Here is a 17,938-nt window from a genome sequence, read left to right as displayed (position 1 = left end):
GTTCACGATGGAGGGGCACGGACCATCCGGTCCGCGCGCTGCCTCGGAACGGGGGAGACCATGACCATCAGCCATCCTGAGCCCGTCACCGCCCGCCTCCACTCCGCCGCCCTGCCGTTCTCCCCGGGCGGGCGCCCGGGTGGCGGGGACGTCCATCCCGTACTGCGCCGGATCGCCGCGCCGCCGGCCGCCCTCGACCTGCTCGCCGACGCCCACCGCACGCTCGCCCGGGCCCGTGTCCTGGAGGACCCGCTGGAGCGGTACGCCACCGCCCATCTGGCCGCGCTGCGCACGGTGGCGGCCGTGCTCGCGGTGCGCGGCCGGCCGGAGAAGAGCCCGCGTCGGCGCAAGGCCATCCGCAGTGCCTGGGAGGTGCTGCCCGAGGTGGCCCCCGAGCTGGCCGAGTGGGCGCTCTACTACGGCGCCGGCGCCCGCCGCCGGGCCGCCGCCGAGGCCGGGATCAGGGGCGCCGCCTCGGCCCGCGACGCCGACGATCTGGTCCGCAACTCCGCCCTGTTCCTGCGCCTGGTCGAGCGCCTGCTCGGCTTGCGTCCGGCCCCGCCGGCGCCACGGCTGCCGCTGGACGGCGACGAGCCGCCGGGGGTGACGGGCCCCGCCACCCGCCCGGTCTAAGGTGGAGGCATCCTGATCGATCTGCACGTGCCAAGGAGCCCCACCTTGTACCCGACGCGTCCCCGCAGTGCCCTGCGTACCGCCGTGGTGTGGGAGGTGGTGCGGGCAGCCCTGGAGAAGCGGGTGGCCGAGCTGGACCAGCCGGTGCTCGACGTGGTCGACACCGGCGGCGGCACCGGCAACTTCGCCGTGCCGGTGGCCAAGCTCGGCCACCGGGTCACCGTGGTCGACCCGAGCCCGGACGCGCTGTTCGCGCTGGAGCGCCGGGCCGCCGAGGCCGGGGTGACGGACCTGGTCCGGGCCGTCCAGGGCGACACCCAGACGCTGCCCGAGCTGATCGCCCCCGGCACCGTGGACGCGGTGTTCTGCCACGGCGTGCTGGAGGTCGTGGACGACCCGGCGGAGGCGCTCGGCAGCCTGGCCGGCACCCTGCGCCCGGGCGGCCTGGTGAGCCTGCTGGCCGCCAACCGCAACGGCGCCGTGCTGGCCCGCGCGCTGGCCGGGCACTTCACCGAGGCCCGGACGGTGCTGTCCGGGACCGACGGCCGCTGGGGCGAGCAGGACCCGATGCCGCGCCGCTTCACCGGCGAGGAGCTGGGCCGCCTGGCCGAGGGCGCGGGCCTGCGGGTGGAGTCGGTGCACGGCGTCCGGGTCTTCGCCGACCTGGTCCCCGGTGTGCTGGTGGACGCCGAGCCGGGCGCGCTGGAGGCGCTGCTGAAGCTGGAGGAGGCCGCCGCCGCGCAGCCCGCCTTCCACGCCGTGGCGACCCAGCTGCACCTGCTGGCCACCCTGGCCTGAGCCGTCGCGAGACCTCCCCGCCGCCGTACGGTTCGCACACCGTCCGGCGGCGGTTCGCTTCCCGGATGCCTGCAGGCCTCGTCCGTGTGGTCCGGAACCTGCCCAGGTCCGAACCGATTCCACCCGTTCGGGCACTTGTCCGGACCTTGTCGCGTTGGGACGGGTGCGGCCGTGCCCGGTCGAAGTGGCCCGTCCCACGCGGCGCAGACCACCCCGTAACGGGCCCACGGACCGTATGATCTGGGTAAAGCCGGAAAGCATGACAGCCGGATACGTGGGGCATATGGACGACACGGGCCGGGTCCCCCCGCACAGGCGTCCGACCGTGTGCCCCGATGGCTGATTGGACTTTGCCTCCCCGACCGGGGTGGCGGACCGGTCGCACCCGCGACCGACGAGTAGGAGGACTCCGTGCCGCTCTCGGAGCACGAGCAGCGACTGCTCGACCAGATGGAGCGAGCGCTGTATGCCGAAGATCCCAAATTCGCGACGGCGCTTGAGGGAACCGGGCTGCGCACCTACACCCGCCGGCGGGTGTACCTGGCCATCGCCGGCTTCGTGGTGGGCATCGGCCTGCTGATGGGCGGGATGGTCGTCCCCGATCAGATCTGGGTCAGCGTCGTGGGTTTCCTGGTGATGCTCGGGTGCGCGGTGTTCGCCGTGACCGGCTGGCGCCGCGGGCCCGCCGGCCAGGGCTCCGGCCCCCGGCCGGCCGCCGCACCGCGCCGCAAGGCCGGGATGATGGACCGGGTGGAACAGCGCTGGCAGCGCCGTCGGGACGAGCAGACCGGCGGCTTCTGAGCCGCACACGGCACGCCCGCCGGGGCGCGCACACGCTGGACGAACGCCGGGGGCGGGCAGTCGGATCGACTGCCCGCCCCCGGCGTTCGCGTTGCTCCGGAACGGCTCGGGACCCCCTCGGGGATCCCCCGGAGCCCGCTCAGGACTCCGGGCCGCGGCTCCGCCGGGAGAGCACCCGCCGCACCGGGCCGGAGACCGCCGCGGACACCCGGCCGACCCGGGTGCCGATCGCCGTCCGGGCCGTCCGCAGGGCGTCGGAGATCCGCCACCACAGCTGGGCCGAGGACGGCGGCAGCAGCACCGCCCTGGCCCGCTCGACCCGGCCGGCGGTGGCCCGCAGGCCCTGCCGGGCGGTGCGGACGTCGGCCGCCAGCGGGGCGGTGGTGACCTGGCCGGACGGGGCGTAGAGCACCCGTTCGGTGGCTAGTGCCAGCCGCCCGGTAGCCGCCGCCGAGTCCGCGTCCAGCTCCGCCTTCTCGGTGATCCGCCGGGCGGTCGAACGCGGGGTGCGTGACTCGTCCGGGGGAATTCCGAGGTCCCAGGCGGAGTCGATCAGCTCGTCCCAGGCGGCCAGCACCTGGGCGTCGGTCAGCTCGGCCGGGCCGCCGCCGGGCCCGCGCCGCCCGCCGCCGCCGAGTCGGCGCCGGCGCAGCGCCGCCCGCCAGAGCATCGGGACCAGCAGCAGCGCGATCACCAGCGCCACCGTGGCGGCGGTGCCCAGCACCTGCCCGGACAGCAGCCAGGAGTCGTCGGAGGCGGTGCTGACGGCCTTGCTGCTGCCACCGCACTCGCCCAGCTGGCGCTGCTTCGCGTCGCAGTCCTTGCTGGTGGTCGGGGCCGGGACCGGCGCCGAGCTCTGCGCGCCGGCGGTCGGGCGCTGGGTCGGCACGGTGGTCGGGGTGGTGGACTGCTCGGAGTAGCGGGGCTGGACGCCGCGGCTCGGGGTGGGCTCGAAGCGCAGCCAGCCGTAGCCCGCGAAGTACAGCTCGGGCCAGGCGTGGTACATCCGGCCGGTCACCGAGTAGACGTTGCCGCCCTTGGCGTCGCCGGGGGTGAAGCCGACGGCCACCCGGGACGGGATCTTCAGGGTGCGGGCCATCGCCGCCATGGTGGAGGCGAAGTGCACGCAGAAGCCCTTGCGGTCGCGCAGGAAGACCGCGATCGCGTTGCTGCCGGTGCCGCCGGTGACCGCGGTGTCGTACTGGAACTGCGGGCCGGTGAACCAGTTCACCAGCGCCATCGCCCGGTCGTAGTCGTTCTGCGCCTTGGCGGTGACCTCCCGGGCCTGCTGCGCGACGACCGGGGGGAGGTCCGAGGGGAGGCCGGTGTAGTGGTCCCGGATGTCCTGCGGCGCGGCCGCCGCGGTGCGCAGGTCATTGGCGGTGGGCCGCACGTCCAGCGAGCTGACGTGGTAGCGCAGGCCGCGGATCGCCCGGTCGTTGGTCGGGACGACGGTGCGGGTGAGCGGGTCGAGCTTCCAGTCGGCCCGGTTGGGGAGCTGGACGGACGCGGCCGGGTAGGGCATCGGCAGCCAGCTCTTCTCCAGCCGGTCGCTGATCTGGAAGTCGCCCTCGATCCGGGGGATGTTGACGTCCCGCAGGCCCTCGGGGGTGGGCAGGGTGGTCTGGAGGTCGTTGACCGTGGTGCTGCCGAGCTTCCAGTTGGTCCCGTCGAACTGGTCCAGCGCCCCGGTGCGCAGGTAGATCTGGTCGGCCAGCTCGCTGTCGAGTGTGTAGGTGAGCAACTCGTTGTCGGTCGGCTTGGTGACCTCGGACTCCAGGCTGACCAGCGGGTCGAGGCTGGTCGCCGCCCCGATGGCGTTCTTGCCCACGGCCGCGGAGCCGGGGTGCAGCAGACCGGAGTCCCAGTGCGGCAGGAGGACCGGCAGCAGCAGGGCCACGACCAGCGCGAGGATGCCGACCTGCTGGCCGCCCAGGCCGACCGCGCGGGTGCTGTCGGTGCCGCGCGAGGAGTTCGAGTTGCCGCGGAAGACCCGGCCCCAGCGGGAGACCCGGTCCTGCCCCTCGGCGAACAGCAGCACCAGGTAACCGGCCGACGCCAGGCCGAACCAGATCCAGCTGCCGCGGTCCCCGGCCAGGCCGTTGCCGACCGAGTACAGCGCCAGCAGCGGCAGCCCGGCCAGCGCCGAACGCCGGTACGTCACCGCGACGGTGTCCACCACGACGGCGACCAGGCCGACCGAGGTGACCAGGATCAGCCGCAGGCCGGCGTTGGGCGGCGCCGGGATGGCGTACTGCTGGATGTCGTCCAGACCGGAGCCGAAGACCCGGTCGAGGACGCGCAGCGAGGACGGCCCGGGCACCAGGCCGCCCAGCAGCGACCCGGAGCCGGCGAAGCCGATCAGGATCAGCAGGAACAGCACCAGCAGCTGGCCGACCGGCACCGCCCAGCGGTACAGCGGGGACCGGCGCAGGCCCGCGCCGACCGCCGCGATCACCGCGATCACCAGGAAGGCGTGGGTGATCCAGCTCCTGGTGGTGAGCAGCGGGGTCAGGCAGAGCGACGCCAGGGCGGTGGCCAGCGCCGAGTACACGGTCAGTTTGGCCCGGGTCGTCACGCGCCGGCCTCTTCTCGGTAGGGGGAGGTCGTCTTGGCGCCGTCGGCGGCCCGCCAGAGGTCCGGGACGGAGTCCCCGGAGCCGACCGGCAGGACCGTCCAGCCGGCCGCGCGCAGCTGCCGGACCCGGGCGCGGAACTCGTCGCCGCCGGTGTCGGGGGCGAGCATCCGCAGGCCCGCCCAGGTGCCGGTGTCGATCAGGAAGGCGATGGCCCCGCCGGTACGGCTGCGCAGCCGGGCGAGCCGGGCGGTCTGCGCCTCGTCGAGCTCGCCGAGGACGGCGACCAGCAACCCCTCGCCGCCGGCGCGCAGCGGCTCCTCGGCGCGGGAGAGCCCGCCGCCGTCGGACAGGTCGGCCACCGCGAGCGCGTCCAGGATCAGGCCGGAGGCGTCGGCCCCGGAGTTGCCGCCGGTGCCGGGCCCGGGCACCCACTGGCCGGTGTCGGTGAGCAGCTGGGTCTGGTAGCCGCGCTCCAGCAGGTGCACGGCGACGGAGGCGGCGCAGCTCACCGCCCACTCGAAGGAGGAGGCGGGGCCGGTGCCCCGGTGGCCGATCTCCCGGGTGTCCAGCAGGACGGTCGCCCGGGCCCGCTGCGGCTGCTCCTCGCGGCGCACCATCAGCTCGCCGTACCGGGCGGTGGACTTCCAGTGCACCCGGCGCAGGTCGTCGCCGGGCCGGTACTCGCGCAGGATCACGTCGTCGTCGCCGGCCAGCGCCAGGGTGCGGGAACGGCTCTCGCCCTGGCCGACCCACTCGCCGCTCAGTCGCACGTACGGCAGGGCCTGGACCTGGGGGACGACGGTGAGGACGTCGGAGGCGGAGAAGGAGCGGTTCACCTCGCACATCCCGAACGGGTCGGACAGCCGCAGCTGGAGCGGTCCGAGCGGGTAGCGGCCGCGCAGGTCGGAGCGGACCCGGTAGGAGACCTCGCGGTGGCCGCGCGGCTCGACCCGGTCCAGCACGAAGCGCGGGCGCGGCCCGAGCACGTAGGGGACCTTGTCCTCCAGGAGCAGCAGTCCGGTGGGCACCCGGGAGACGTTGTCGACCCGCAGGTGGACCCGGGCCTCCTGGCCGGCCACCGCCCGACGCGGGCTCAGCCGGCGGCCGCTGGCCACCCGGTAGCGGGTGTTGGCGACCACCATCGCGGCGACCAGCGGCAGCGCGGCGAGCAGCACGCCGACGCGCAGCAGCGCGTCCTGGCCGAGCACGTAGGCGCAGATCACCGCGGTGACGCCGGCGGCGAGGAAGGAGCGCCCCCGCGTGGTGAGGCCGCGCAGCCCGGCCCGCAGTCCTGACGTCGGGTCGGACGAAGCCACCTCAGCCCCTCCGGACGGCCGGGCCACCCTGCGGGCGCGGCAGCGGCAGGCGGGCGACCAGGTCGGCCACGATCTGCTCGGAGGTGCGGCGGCTGAGCTGGGTCTCGGCGGTCGGCATCAGGCGGTGCGCGAGCACGGGTACGGCCAGGCGCTGGATGTCGTCCGGGGTGACGTAGTCGCGCCCGTCGAGCGCGGCGGCGGCGCGAGCGGCCCGGACCAGGTGCAGGGTGGCGCGCGGCGAGGCGCCCAGGCGCAGCTCGTGGCTGGTGCGGGTGGCGCCGACCAGGTCGACGGCGTAGCGGCGGACCGGGTCGGCGACGTGCACGGTGCGCACCAGGTCGATCAGCTTGAGGATGTCGGCGGCGTGCGCGACCGGCTGGAGGTCCTCCAGCGGGCTGGCGCCGGAGTGCACGTCGAGCATCGCGAACTCGGCCTCGGGGCTGGGGTAGCCGATCGAGATCCGGGCCATGAAGCGGTCGCGCTGGGCCTCCGGCAGGGGGTAGGTGCCCTCCATCTCGACCGGGTTCTGGGTGGCCACGACCATGAACGGCGAGGGCAGCTCGTAGCTGGTGCCGTCGATGGTGACCTGGCGCTCCTCCATCGACTCCAGCAGCGCGGACTGGGTCTTGGGCGAGGCGCGGTTGATCTCGTCGCCGACCACGATCTGCGCGAAGATCGCGCCCGGGCGGAACTCGAAGTCGCGCTGGTGCTGGTCGTAGATGTTGGTGCCGGTGACGTCCGAGGGCAGCAGGTCGGGCGTGAACTGGATGCGGCGGACGGTGCAGTCGACCGAGCGGGCGAGTGCCTTGGCCAGCATGGTCTTGCCGACGCCGGGCACGTCCTCCAGCAGCAGGTGGCCCTCGGCGAGCAGGACGGTCAGCGCGATCCGGACGGCCTCCGGCTTGCCCTCGATCACGCTCTCGACGTTGGCGCGGATCCGGTCCACGACCGCGGCGAGCTCGGGAAGTCCGACCCGGTGGTGCCCGTCGGCTCCCTGTTCTCCCCCCGCGGGACCGCCGAGACCGGCCTGATCGCTGTAGCTCGTCACCCGTATACGCTCCCTGGCACCCTGTGCCCGCCTCACCCCGAGGCCGGACCCCACCCCATGCTGGACGCGGCCGCTCCTGGGGCGGTTCCGTCGCGGATCCGGCGCCGGGGTAGCGGCCTGCGGCCTGGCCGCCCCAGGTGGTTCGGGGTCAGACCGGCAGGCGCATTCTCCCCTGTCAGGTGGCCAGAAGTCACCCTCGGGAGAGCCCCGGATGCCCGGACGCCGTCGGCCGGGTGGTGCCGGGTCAGTGGATCTCGCGGAGCAGTCCGGTGTGGACGTCGAAGACGAAGCCGCGGACGTCGTCGGTGTGCAGCAGGAACGGCGAGGTGCGGACCCGCTGCATGGACTGGCGGACGTCGCCGTCGAGGTCGACGAAGGCCTCCACCGCCCACTGCGGGCGCTGGCCGACCTCCAGTTCCAGCTCGCGGCGGAAGTCCTCGGTCAGCCCGAGCAGGCCGCAGCCGGTGTGGTGGATCAGCGCGATCGAGCGGGTGCCGAGGGCACGCTGGCTGATGGTCAGGGAGCGGATGGTGTCGTCGGTGACGACGCCGCCCGCGTTGCGGATGACGTGTGCGTCGCCCAGTTCGAGGCCGAGCGCCGCGAACAGGTCGAGGCGGGCGTCCATGCAGGCCACCACGGCGATCTGCTGCACCGGGCGGGCGTCCATGCCGCCGTCCCGGAAGGTCACGGCGTACTCGCGGTTGGCCGTGACGAAGCGGTCGATGATGGCGGGGCTCGGGGAGTCGGCAGCGGCGTTCGGCGTGGGCCGGTCGGGGGTCACTGTCATGGTGGCGACGTTAGTGCGATTCGGGCGGCCGCGGTGGGGCGGAGAGCTACAGATCGGGCCGCTGTGATCGAGCGCATAGCCACAACGGACCGGCCGCTGCGTGCGTTCGGACGGGTTTGTCCGACCTGGTCCCGAGGTGGCCGAGGAGGGGGTGCGCGGACGGGGCGCGCGGCCGCTCCCGCAGGCCCCCGGTCGAGGCCTCCGCGGAGCCACTCCCATGGCCGCGACCTGCGGTGATCCGTACGGCCGCCCGGGTGGTGCGCCGGAGCGGACCATTGACTGGCGGGGTCCGCGCGATAGAGTTGCGGCGCAGTGGAGCACACCCGCCGGAGCCCGTCAACCGGGCCTCTCCGGACTGGGTGGCCCGTTCGATGCGGCCCGTGGCCTCCACCCGCTCCGTGCTCACCTGGCGCACCTTCCCCGGCGCCGGGCGGTCACGATCTTCCCCCTGAGCGGGCGGGGACCACGGGCCGCGTCGTCGTGCCGTGGAGCGGTGGGCGAGAATGGTCGGAGCTCCCGGACGTCGGGCTGCTCCGCACCTGAGGAAGGGCGCCCCCGCGCATGACCACCAACGATCCGGGCCCCAAGCACGTTCCGGTGATGCTGCAGCGGTGCATGGACGCGCTGGCTCCGGCCATCTCTAGCCCCGGGGCCGTGGTGGTGGACGCCACCCTCGGCCTCGGCGGGCACAGCGAGGCGCTGCTCACCCAGTTCCCGCAGGTGCGGCTGGTCGCGGTGGACCGCGACCCGCAGGCGCTGAAGCTGTCCGGCGAGCGGCTGGCGCCCTTCGGCGAGCGGGCCACCCTGGTGCACGCCGTCTACGACGAGATCCCCGAGGTGCTGGAGCGCCTGGACATCGACCGGGTGGACGGCATCCTGTTCGACCTCGGCGTCTCCTCGATGCAGCTGGACGAGGCGGACCGCGGTTTCGCGTACGCCCAGGACGCGCCGCTGGACATGCGGATGGACCAGACCCGGGGGATCAGCGCGGCGGAGGTGCTGAACACGTACAGCCACGGTGACCTGGCCCGGATCCTCAAGGTCTACGGCGAGGAGCGGTTCGCCGGGAAGATCGCCTCGGTGATCCTGCGGGAGCGGGAGAAGGAACCGTTCACCAACAGCGCGCGTCTGGTCGAGTTGGTGCGCAACGCCATTCCGGCGGCGACCCGCCGGACCGGCGGGAACCCCGCCAAGCGGACGTTCCAGGCGCTGCGGATCGAGGTCAACGGCGAGCTGGAGGTGCTGGACCGGGCGATCCCGGGTGCCCTGGAGACCCTGGCGATCGGCGGTCGGATGGTCGTGATGTCCTACCAGTCACTGGAGGACCGGCTGGTGAAGCAGTACTTCGCCGCCGGGGCGACCAACACCGCGCCGCCGGGGCTGCCGTTCATCCCGGAGGAGCACCAGCCCTGGCTCAAGCTGATCACCCGTGGTGCCGAGTTGGCCACGGAGGCGGAGATCGAGGAGAACCGGCGCGCCGCGCCCGTACGGCTGCGGGTGGCGGAGAGGATCAGGGACCGAAGCAAGCGGGGCTGAAACGTCGGCCCCGGCGGGGTCCGAAGGGCGGAGGAGAGCGGTGGGGCCGGTGGCCGGTGAGGTCCGGGCGGGGCGGGGAGCAGTCCCCGGACAGGGCAGGGCGCGGATCACGGTCCGGCCGGGGCGGCGTTCGGTGCGGGGGCGTACGCCGTTCGCGGTGCTCGTGGTGGTGCTGCTGGCGGCGGGGTTGCTCGGGCTGCTGGCGCTGAACACGGCGCTCAACGAGGGCTCGTTCGAACTGTCCCGGCTCCAGAAGCAGACCACCGTGGCGACCGACGAACAGCAGGGCCTCCAGCACCAGATCGACCAGAGTTCGGCGCCGGACGCGCTGGCCCGGAGGGCCGCCGAGATGGGCATGGTCCCGGCCGGCGGGATGGCCTTCCTCGACGTCCCGAACGGCGGCAAGGTGATCGGCACTCCCGGACCGGCGCAGGACAGCCCGCCGGTCAAGCGTTCGACGGTGGAGCCGTGGCCGACGAAGTCGTCGCCGGGCGCCCAGCCGGGTGCCGCGCCGGCTCCCCAGCCGAGCGCGCCGAGCCCGGCGGCGACGGCCGGTGACTCCGTGGTCCAGATCAACCCCGCCTCCCCGGCCGCGCCCGCGCCGCAGCCGAGCGGGGGTGCGGGCCGATGACCACGCCACGCCAGCCGTCCGGCGGATCCGGCAACGGCCGCCGCCAGCCGCCCAGGGGCGCCGCGCCGCGCCCGGCCGCGCCGCGCGGCCAGTCCGCCAAGGCCCAGTCCGGCAAGGGGCAACCCACGAAGGGGCAGCCCGCCAAGGGCCAGCCGGCCCGGTCGCCGCAGCCCGGCAAGGGCCAGCCCGCCAAGGCCGCCGCCCGGACGCCCCGCGCGCCGCAGCAGCGCCGTCCCGAGGGCCGTCCGCCGGCCCGGAGCCAGGCCGCCGTCCGGCCGCGCCGCCCGCAGCGGCCCAAGGCGCTCCGGCTGGCCGAGCCCAAGCGTCGCCTGCGGGTGATCACCGTGGTGATGTCGCTGGTGTTCTCGGTGTTCGCCGGCCGCCTGGTGCAGCTCCAGCTGCTGGACTCCGACGCGCTGGCCGCCGACGCCAACACCAACCGCTACCAGAACATCCCGATCACCGCCGAGCGCGGTTCGATAACGTCCTCCGACGGGGTGGCGCTGGCCGCCACCGTCGACGCGTACGACATCACCGCCGACCCGGCGATGTTCACCCCGGCGGCGACCGGCATCCCGGACGCCCCGGAGCAGGCGGCCGCCCTGCTGGCGCCGATCCTCGGCGTGCCCAAGGAGAAGATCGCCGCCGACCTGCACACCCCCAAGACCCGCTACAAGCGGCTCGCCGCCCAGCAGACCCCGGCCACCAAGAGCCAGATCAGCGACCTCAAGGCGAGCCTGGAGAAGCAGGCCGGCTCGCGGACCTGCCAGGCCCAGAAACGGCTGCTGACCAAACCCGCCGACCAGGGCGGGCGCACCCGGGTCGACAACGGGTGCGCCAACCCGCTGGCCGGGGTGTTCAACCGGGAGACCCAGAAGCGGATCTACCCCGCGGACGGGCTGGCCGCCAACCTGGTCGGCTTCGTCAACGGCGAGGGCGAGGGCGCCGGCGGTCTGGAGCTGCAGTACCAGAAGCAGCTGGCCGGAAAGGACGGGCACAGCAGCTACGCCCAGGCGGGCGGCCGGCTGGTGCCCACCGCCGGGGGCTCGATGGACCCCGCGGTGCCCGGCAACGACGTCAAGCTGACCATCAACCGGGACATCCAGTGGGCCGCCCAGCGGGCGATCACCGACCAGGTGGCCAACTCCGGGGCGGAGAAGGGCTACGTCGTCGTCCAGGACGTGAAGACCGGTCAGGTCCTCGCGATGGCCACCGCGCCCGGCTTCAACCCGAACGACCTGAGCACCGCCAAGCAGTCCCAGCTGGGCAACGCCGCCCTGCAGGACGCGTACGAGCCGGGCAGCACCGCCAAGCTGATGAGCCTGGCCGCCGTGCTGGACACCGGCAAGGCCACCTGGGACACCAAGGTCACCGTCCCCAACCGGCTGGTCCGGGCCGGCCAGGAGTTCAAGGACGACGTCAACCACGACCCCTGGTACCTGACCCTGGCCGGGGTGCTCGCCAAGTCCTCCAACATCGGCACCATCGAGGCGGCCGAGACGCTCGGAGCCGACCAGGCGGAGTCCAACAGGGTGCTGGACGGCTACATGCGCAAGTTCGGAGTCGCCCAGCCCACCGGCCTGAACTTCCCCGGGGAGTCCTCCGGGATGCTCAAGAAGCCGGAGGACCTGGTCGCCTCGGAGAAGTACAACATCGCCTTCGGCCAGGGCCCGCTGCAGATGAACGCGCTGCAGGCCACCTCGGTCTACTCGACCATCGCCAACGGCGGCGTCCGGGTCGCGCCCAGCATCGTCCAGGGCACCACCAGCCCGGGCGGCAAGTACACCCCGACCCCGCCGGGCGAGCAGACCCGGGTGGTCAGCCCGGAGACCGCCAAGACCCTGACCTCGATGCTGGAGTCGGTCGTCGACGACGAGCAGGGCACCGGCGGCAAGGCCGCCATCCCCGGCTACCGGGTCGCCGGCAAGACCGGCACGGCCAACCGGGGGGCCGCCAACGGTGTCGGCTACGACGGCTACACCGCCTCCTTCATCGGCTTCGCCCCCGCCGACGCCCCCCGGTACACCGTCTCCTGCACCCTCCAGGGCCCGGTCAACGGCCACTTCGGCGGCCAGCTGTGCGGCCCCGTGTTCAAGCAGGTGATGGAGTTCACCCTGAAGACCATGCAGGTCCCGCCGAGCGGCAGCCAGGCGCCCAACCTGCCCGTCGAGTGGAAGCCGTGAGCGAGGATGAGCAACGAGCGGACCGGGCGGGACGACGGCGCGGCGAAGGCCCGGTTTGGCCCTGGGCACCCTTCGGCGGATAGCCTTCCCGCCGTGCCGAAACCCGATCAAACCACCGTGAGTCCGCCCCGCCCGGCCGGGACCGCCGCCCTGCCGCTCGCCGAGCTGGCCCGCCAGCTGGGCCTCGCGCCCGTCGAGGGGGGCCCGGTCACCGGCGTCACCCACGACTCCCGCGCGGTGCGCCCCGGCGACGTGTACGTGGCCTTCCCCGGCGCCAACCACCACGGCGCGGCCTTCGCGGCCCAGGCCGCGGCGGCGGGAGCGGTGGCACTGCTCACCGACCCGGCCGGCGCCGAACTGGCGGCCGGCACCGGCCTGCCGCTGCTGGTCGTCGACCGGCCGCGGGCCCGGATGGGCGAGCTCGCGGCCGCCGTCTACGGCCGCCCCTCCGAGCGGCTGCTGATGATCGGGCTGACCGGCACCAACGGCAAGACCACCACCTCCTACCTGGTCGAGGGCGGTCTGCGCGGCGCCGGGCGCGCCCCCGGGGTGATCGGCACCGTCGAGATGCGGGTCGGCAGCGAGCGGATCAAGAGCGAGCGCACCACCCCCGAGGCCACCGACCTGCACGCGATCCTCGGCGTGATGGCCGAGCGCGGCGCGGACGCGGTGACCATGGAGGTCTCCAGCCACGCCCTGGTCTACGGCCGCACCGACGGCGTGACGTACGACGTCTCGCTGTTCAACAACCTCACCCCCGAGCACCTCGACTTCCACCCGGACATGGAGGACTACTTCCAGGCGAAGGCCCGGCTCTTCCAGCCCGGCAAGTCCCGCCACGGCGTGGTCAACGTGGACGACGAGTACGGTCGCCGACTGGCCGCCGAGGCCAAGATCCCGGTGACCACCTTCTCCGCCGCCGGCGCCGCCGAGGCCGACTGGCGGGCCGTGGACGTTCAGCTCGGCCCGGCCGGCTCCACCTTCCGGGTGATCGGCCCGGACGGCGCCGAGGCCGACGCGGCCGTGCCGCTGCCCGGCCCGTTCAACGTGTCCAACGCGCTGGCCGCGATCACCCTGCTGGTCGCCGCCGGGCTGCCGCTGGAGCGGGCCGTCGCCGGCGTCGCCGCGGTGCCGGGCGTGCCGGGCCGGCTGGAGCGGGTGGACGCCGGACAGCCGTTCGTCGCCGTGGTCGACTACGCGCACAAGCCGGACGCCCTGCAGGCCGTCCTCGGCTCGCTGCGCGAGGTCACCAAGGGCCGGCTGCACGTCGTCGTCGGCTGCGGCGGCGACCGCGACCCGCACAAGCGCGGCCCGATGGGTGCCATCGCCGCCCGGCTCGCCGACACCGCCCTGCTGACCAGCGACAACCCGCGCAGCGAGGATCCGCTGGCGATCCTGGCCAGCATGCTGACCGGCGCCGCCGCGGTGCCCGAGGCCGAGCGGGGGGCCGTCCTGGTCGTCCCCGACCGGGCCGAGGCGATCCGCCTCGCGGTCGCCCGCGCCCACGCCGGGGACACCGTGCTGGTGGCCGGCAAGGGCCACGAACTTGGCCAGTACGTACGAGACGAGATCCGCCCCTTCGACGACCGGGAGGTGCTGCGCGAATCCATCGTGCAGACCACGGCCGCCCGGGGCGACCGAGGAGTAGAGCAGCAGTGATCGCACTGACCCTCGCCGAGGTGGCCGCCGCAGTCGGGGGCACCCTGGACGGCGCCGACCCCGACACCAAGGTGACCGGCCCGGTCGAGGTCGACTCGCGGAAGGTGCGCCCCGGCGGCCTGTTCGCGGCCTTCGTCGGCGAGCACGTGGACGGCCACGACTACGCGACGACCGCGGTCGAGGCCGGCGCCGTCGCGGTGCTGGCCTCCCGCCCGGTCGGCGTGCCCGCCGTCCTGGTCGACAGTGTGGTGGACGCGCTCGGCAAGCTGGCCCGGACCGTGGTCTCCCGCGCCGAGGGCACCGCCGTCGTCGCGCTGACCGGCTCGGCCGGCAAGACCAGCACCAAGGACCTGATCGCCCAGCTGCTGCAGCGCCTCGGTGCGACGGTCTACCCGCCCGGCTCGCTCAACAACGAGATCGGCCACCCGATGACGGCGCTGCGGGTCGAGCCCGGCACCCGGCACCTGGTCATGGAGATGGGCGCCCGGCACAAGGGCGACATCGAGTACCTCACCTCGATCACCCCGCCCCGGATCGGCCTGGTGCTGAACGTCGGCACCGCGCACGTCGGCGAGTTCGGCTCGCAGGAGGCGATCGCCGAGGCCAAGGGCGAACTCGTCGAGGCGCTGCCCGCCGACGGCACCGCGATCCTCAACGCGGACGACCGGCTGGTGCGCGCGATGGCCGCCCGCACCAGGGCCAAGGTGGTCCTGTTCGGGGAATCCCCGGACGCCCACGTCCGGGCGACGGACGTTCGTCTGGACGCCACCGGACGGCCATCCTTCACGCTCACCACCCCGGCCGGTTCCGCGCCCGTGCAGCTGCGCCTGTACGGTGAGCACCACGTCTCGAACGCCCTCGCCGCCGCCGCGGTGGCGGTGGAGCTCGGGATGTCCGTCGACGACACCGCGACCGCCCTGGGCGAAGCGGGTGCGCTGTCCCGCTGGCGCATGGAGGTCGTCGACCGGGCCGATGGTGTCACCGTCGTCAACGACGCCTACAACGCGAACCCCGACTCGATGCGGGCCGCGCTGCGGGCGCTGGTCTCGATGGGGGGACGCGGCCCGGAGCGCCGCCGCACCTGGGCGGTGCTCGGCGAGATGCGGGAGCTCGGCGAGGAGAGCCTGGCCGAGCACGACGCCATCGGACGGCTCGCCGTCCGGCTGGACGTCACCAAGCTGGTGGCGGTCGGCGGACGCGAGGCGGCCTGCATGGAACTCGGCGCGAGGAACGAAGGTTCGTGGGGTGAGGAGTCGGTGCTGGTGTCCGACGCGGACGCGGCGGTCGAGCTGCTGCGCAGTCAGCTGCGGCCGGGGGATGTGGTCCTGGTGAAGGCGTCCCGTTCGGTGGGGCTGGAGAAGGTGGCGGAAACCCTCCTCGCGGACGGTGTGGCCGAGTAATGAAGCAGATCCTCTTCTCCGGCATGATCGGGCTGATCCTGTCGCTGGTCGGCACCCCCGCCCTGATCAAGCTGCTCGCCCGGCAGGGCTACGGCCAGTACATCCGCGACGACGGGCCGAAGGCGCACCACAGCAAGAAGGGCACGCCCACCATGGGCGGCATCGCCTTCATCCTGGCGACCCTGATCGCCTACTTCGCGACCAAGGCGATAACGGGCGAGAGCCCGACGGCCTCCGGCCTGCTGGTGCTCTTCCTGACGACCGGCCTGGGCCTGGTCGGCTTCCTGGACGACTACATCAAGGTGGTCAAGCGCCGCTCGCTCGGTCTGCGGGCCAAGGCGAAGCTGGCCGGCCAGTCCATCGTCGGCCTGGCCTTCGCCGTGCTGGCGCTGCAGTTCCAGGACGACCGCGGGCTCTCCCCGGCGTCCCAGCACCTGTCCTTCGTCCGGGACTACGGCTGGTCGATCGGCCCGGTGCTGTTCGTCATCTTCGCGTACTTCATGATCGCGGCGACGTCCAACGGCGTGAACCTGACGGACGGTCTGGACGGCCTCGCCACCGGCGCCTCGGTGATGGCCTTCGGCGCCTACACCTTCATCGGCGTCTGGGAGTACGGCCAGAGCTGCGCGTACTTCTTCTCCGCCACCAACAGCTGCTACGACGTCCGCGATCCGCTGGACCTCGCGGTGGTGGCGGCCGCGCTGATGGGCTCCTGCTTCGGCTTCCTGTGGTGGAACACCTCGCCCGCCAAGATCTTCATGGGCGACACCGGCTCGCTCGCCCTCGGCGGCGCCCTGGCCGGTCTGGCGATCTGCTCCCGCACCGAGCTGCTGCTCATCCTGCTCGGCGGCCTCTTCATGATCATCACCCTGTCGGTGATCATCCAGGTCGGCTCCTTCCGGATGACCGGCAAGCGCGTCTTCAAGATGGCGCCCCTACAGCACCACTTCGAACTCAAGGGCTGGAGCGAAGTCCTGGTCGTGGTCCGCTTCTGGATCATCCAGGGTCTCTGCGTGGCCGTCGGCCTCGGCCTCTTCTACGCGGGATACCGGACCGGATGACGAACCCTGACTTTGCGAACCTGCCCGTCGTCGTCGCCGGGCTCGGCGTCTCCGGCATCAGCGCCGCGCGCGTCCTGCACGGCCTCGGCGCCCGGGTCACCGTGGTGGACGGCGGCAGCGGCGCGGGCCTGACCGCCCGGGCCGCCGAGCTGGAGGCGCTGGGCGTCGCGGTGCGCCTCGGCGACGGCGACAGCCTGCCCGAGGGCACCCGGCTGATCGTCACCTCGCCCGGCTGGGCGCCCGGGAGCGCGCTGTTCGCCGCCGCCGAGGCGGCCGGCGTCCCGGTGTGGGGCGACGTCGAGCTGGCCTGGCGGCTGCGCAGGCCGCTGGCCGCCACCGGCGAGCCCGCCCCCTGGCTGGCCGTCACCGGCACCAACGGCAAGACCACCACCGTCCAGATGCTCGCCTCGATCCTCACCGCCGCCGGCAAGCGCACCGCCGCCGTCGGCAACGTCGGGGTCTCGGTGCTGGACGCGGTGCTCGCGGAGGAGCCGTACGACGTGCTCGCCGTCGAGCTCTCCAGCTACCAGCTGCACTGGGCGCCCTCGCTGCGCCCGCACTCGGCGGCCGTGCTCAACTTGGCCCCCGACCACCTCGACTGGCACGGCTCGATGGAGGCGTACGCCGCCGACAAGGGCCGGATCTACGAGGGCAACACCGTCGCCTGCGTGTACAACCTGGCCGATCCGGCCACCGAGGCGCTGGTCCGCGAGGCCGACGTCGAGGAGGGCTGCCGGGCGATCGGCTTCGGCCTCGGCGCGCCCGGCCCGTCGAACTTCGGCGTGGTGGACGGACTGCTGGTCGACCGCGCGTTCGTGGCCGACCGGGCCAAGAACGCGGCCGAGCTGGGCTCCGTCGAGGACATCAGCCCACCCGTCGCCTCGGAGGACGGCGCTGCGCGCCGCCGCCCTGCTGCCCCGCACAACATCGCCAACGCGCTCGCCGCGGCGGCGCTGGCCCGGGCGTACGGCGTCGAGCCGAAGGCCGTCCGGGAGGGCCTGCGGGCCTTCCGCCCGGACGCGCACCGGATCGCCGAGGTCGGCGTGGTCGGCGAGGTCACCTACATCGACGACTCCAAGGCCACCAACACCCACGCCGCCGCCGCCTCGCTGGCCGCCTACCGGCCGATCGTCTGGATCGCCGGCGGCCTGGCCAAGGGCGCGACCTTCGACGACCTGGTCCAGGGCGCGGCCGAGCGGCTGCGCGCGGTCGTGCTGATCGGCGAGGACCGGGCCCTGATCCGGGCGGCGCTGGAGCGACACGCTCCGGATGTCCCGGTGATGGAGGCGGCCGAGGGCCAGACTGGCGCGGTGGCGATGGCCGAGGTCGTCCGGACGGCCGCGTCGCTCGCCCGGTCGGGTGACACGGTGCTGCTGGCCCCGGCCTGCGCCTCGATGGACATGTTCACCAACTACGGCGAGCGCGGCGACCTGTTCGCGGCGGCCGTCCGGGAGCTGGCGGGCGCGTAGCAGGCGGGCGAGGGAGTCGTACGGAGAGAGTGAGCGGG

Annotated in this window: 14 protein-coding genes; 10 read left to right on the top strand and 4 right to left on the bottom strand. The window is 73.8% G+C overall.

What is annotated here, in order from left to right:
* Window positions 1–60 precede the first annotated feature (60 nt).
* From P3T27_RS04795 to P3T27_RS04785, 3 genes are all read left to right on the top strand, one after another.
* Window positions 61–633 (top strand): SAV_6107 family HEPN domain-containing protein, encoded by a 573-nt coding sequence (locus P3T27_RS04795; protein ID WP_280674484.1) that lies wholly within the window; start codon window positions 61–63, stop codon window positions 631–633.
* 45 nt (window positions 634–678) lie between these two features.
* Entirely contained in the window at window positions 679–1,431 is a 753-nt protein-coding gene (locus tag P3T27_RS04790; protein WP_280674482.1) for a methyltransferase domain-containing protein, read from the top strand.
* A 411-nt stretch (window positions 1,432–1,842) separates the two neighbouring features.
* Complete coding sequence (locus P3T27_RS04785) at window positions 1,843–2,232, top strand: DUF3040 domain-containing protein (protein ID WP_280674480.1); 390 nt, start codon at window positions 1,843–1,845, stop codon at window positions 2,230–2,232.
* A 139-nt stretch (window positions 2,233–2,371) separates the two neighbouring features.
* Here the strand turns inward: P3T27_RS04785 and P3T27_RS04780 are convergent, their stop codons facing one another.
* From P3T27_RS04780 to P3T27_RS04765, 4 genes are all read right to left on the bottom strand, one after another.
* Window positions 2,372–4,810 carry a DUF3488 and transglutaminase-like domain-containing protein gene (locus P3T27_RS04780; protein WP_280674478.1) on the bottom strand — a complete coding sequence of 813 codons (2,439 nt, stop codon included), beginning with the start codon at window positions 4,808–4,810 and terminating at the stop codon, window positions 2,372–2,374.
* Window positions 4,807–6,126 carry a DUF58 domain-containing protein gene (locus P3T27_RS04775; RefSeq protein ID WP_280674476.1) on the bottom strand — a complete coding sequence of 440 codons (1,320 nt, stop codon included), beginning with the start codon at window positions 6,124–6,126 and terminating at the stop codon, window positions 4,807–4,809. The genes P3T27_RS04780 and P3T27_RS04775 overlap by 4 nt, the downstream gene beginning before the upstream one ends.
* Window position 6,127: 1 nt before the next feature.
* The gene (locus P3T27_RS04770; protein ID WP_280674820.1) at window positions 6,128–7,072 is read right to left on the bottom strand and encodes a MoxR family ATPase; all 945 of its coding nucleotides are present in this window, start codon (window positions 7,070–7,072) and stop codon (window positions 6,128–6,130) included.
* A gap of 346 nt (window positions 7,073–7,418) precedes the next feature.
* A complete protein-coding gene (locus P3T27_RS04765; protein WP_280674474.1) occupies window positions 7,419–7,961 on the bottom strand; it encodes a carbonic anhydrase in 543 nt (180 codons plus the stop codon).
* A gap of 561 nt (window positions 7,962–8,522) precedes the next feature.
* On the opposite strand from P3T27_RS04765, the gene rsmH reads away from it, so the two are divergent.
* The 7 genes from rsmH (at window position 8,523) to murD (ending at window position 17,900) form a co-directional block, all read left to right on the top strand.
* The gene (rsmH, locus tag P3T27_RS04760) at window positions 8,523–9,497 is read left to right on the top strand and encodes a 16S rRNA (cytosine(1402)-N(4))-methyltransferase RsmH (protein WP_280674472.1); all 975 of its coding nucleotides are present in this window, start codon (window positions 8,523–8,525) and stop codon (window positions 9,495–9,497) included.
* A 133-nt stretch (window positions 9,498–9,630) separates the two neighbouring features.
* Window positions 9,631–10,128: a cell division protein FtsL gene (locus P3T27_RS04755; protein ID WP_280674470.1), complete on the top strand. Its 498-nt coding sequence runs from the start codon at window positions 9,631–9,633 to the stop codon at window positions 10,126–10,128.
* A complete protein-coding gene (locus P3T27_RS04750; protein WP_280674468.1) occupies window positions 10,125–12,311 on the top strand; it encodes a penicillin-binding protein 2 in 2,187 nt (728 codons plus the stop codon). The genes P3T27_RS04755 and P3T27_RS04750 overlap by 4 nt, the downstream gene beginning before the upstream one ends.
* Before the next feature lie 93 nt (window positions 12,312–12,404).
* A complete protein-coding gene (locus tag P3T27_RS04745) occupies window positions 12,405–13,970 on the top strand; it encodes a UDP-N-acetylmuramoyl-L-alanyl-D-glutamate--2,6-diaminopimelate ligase (protein WP_348534056.1) in 1,566 nt (521 codons plus the stop codon).
* Window positions 13,967–15,370, top strand: coding sequence for a UDP-N-acetylmuramoyl-tripeptide--D-alanyl-D-alanine ligase (gene murF / locus P3T27_RS04740; RefSeq protein WP_280674464.1), 1,404 nt, complete (start codon window positions 13,967–13,969; stop codon window positions 15,368–15,370). Before P3T27_RS04745 ends, murF begins: the two co-directional genes overlap by 4 nt.
* Window positions 15,370–16,431, top strand: a complete 1,062-nt coding sequence (gene mraY, locus P3T27_RS04735) for a phospho-N-acetylmuramoyl-pentapeptide-transferase (RefSeq protein ID WP_280674462.1) — start codon at window positions 15,370–15,372, stop codon at window positions 16,429–16,431. Before murF ends, mraY begins: the two co-directional genes overlap by 1 nt.
* On the top strand, window positions 16,428–17,900 hold the full coding sequence (gene murD / locus P3T27_RS04730; RefSeq protein WP_280674460.1) for a UDP-N-acetylmuramoyl-L-alanine--D-glutamate ligase: 1,473 nt from the start codon (window positions 16,428–16,430) through the stop codon (window positions 17,898–17,900). Before mraY ends, murD begins: the two co-directional genes overlap by 4 nt.
* The last annotated feature ends 38 nt before the right edge of the window (window positions 17,901–17,938 follow it).

This window comes from Kitasatospora sp. MAA19, from assembly GCF_029894125.1.
GTDB lineage: Bacteria > Actinomycetota > Actinomycetes > Streptomycetales > Streptomycetaceae > Kitasatospora.
The sequence above is the reverse complement of the archived record's forward strand: the minus strand, read 5'-3'. Positions and strand labels throughout refer to the sequence as shown.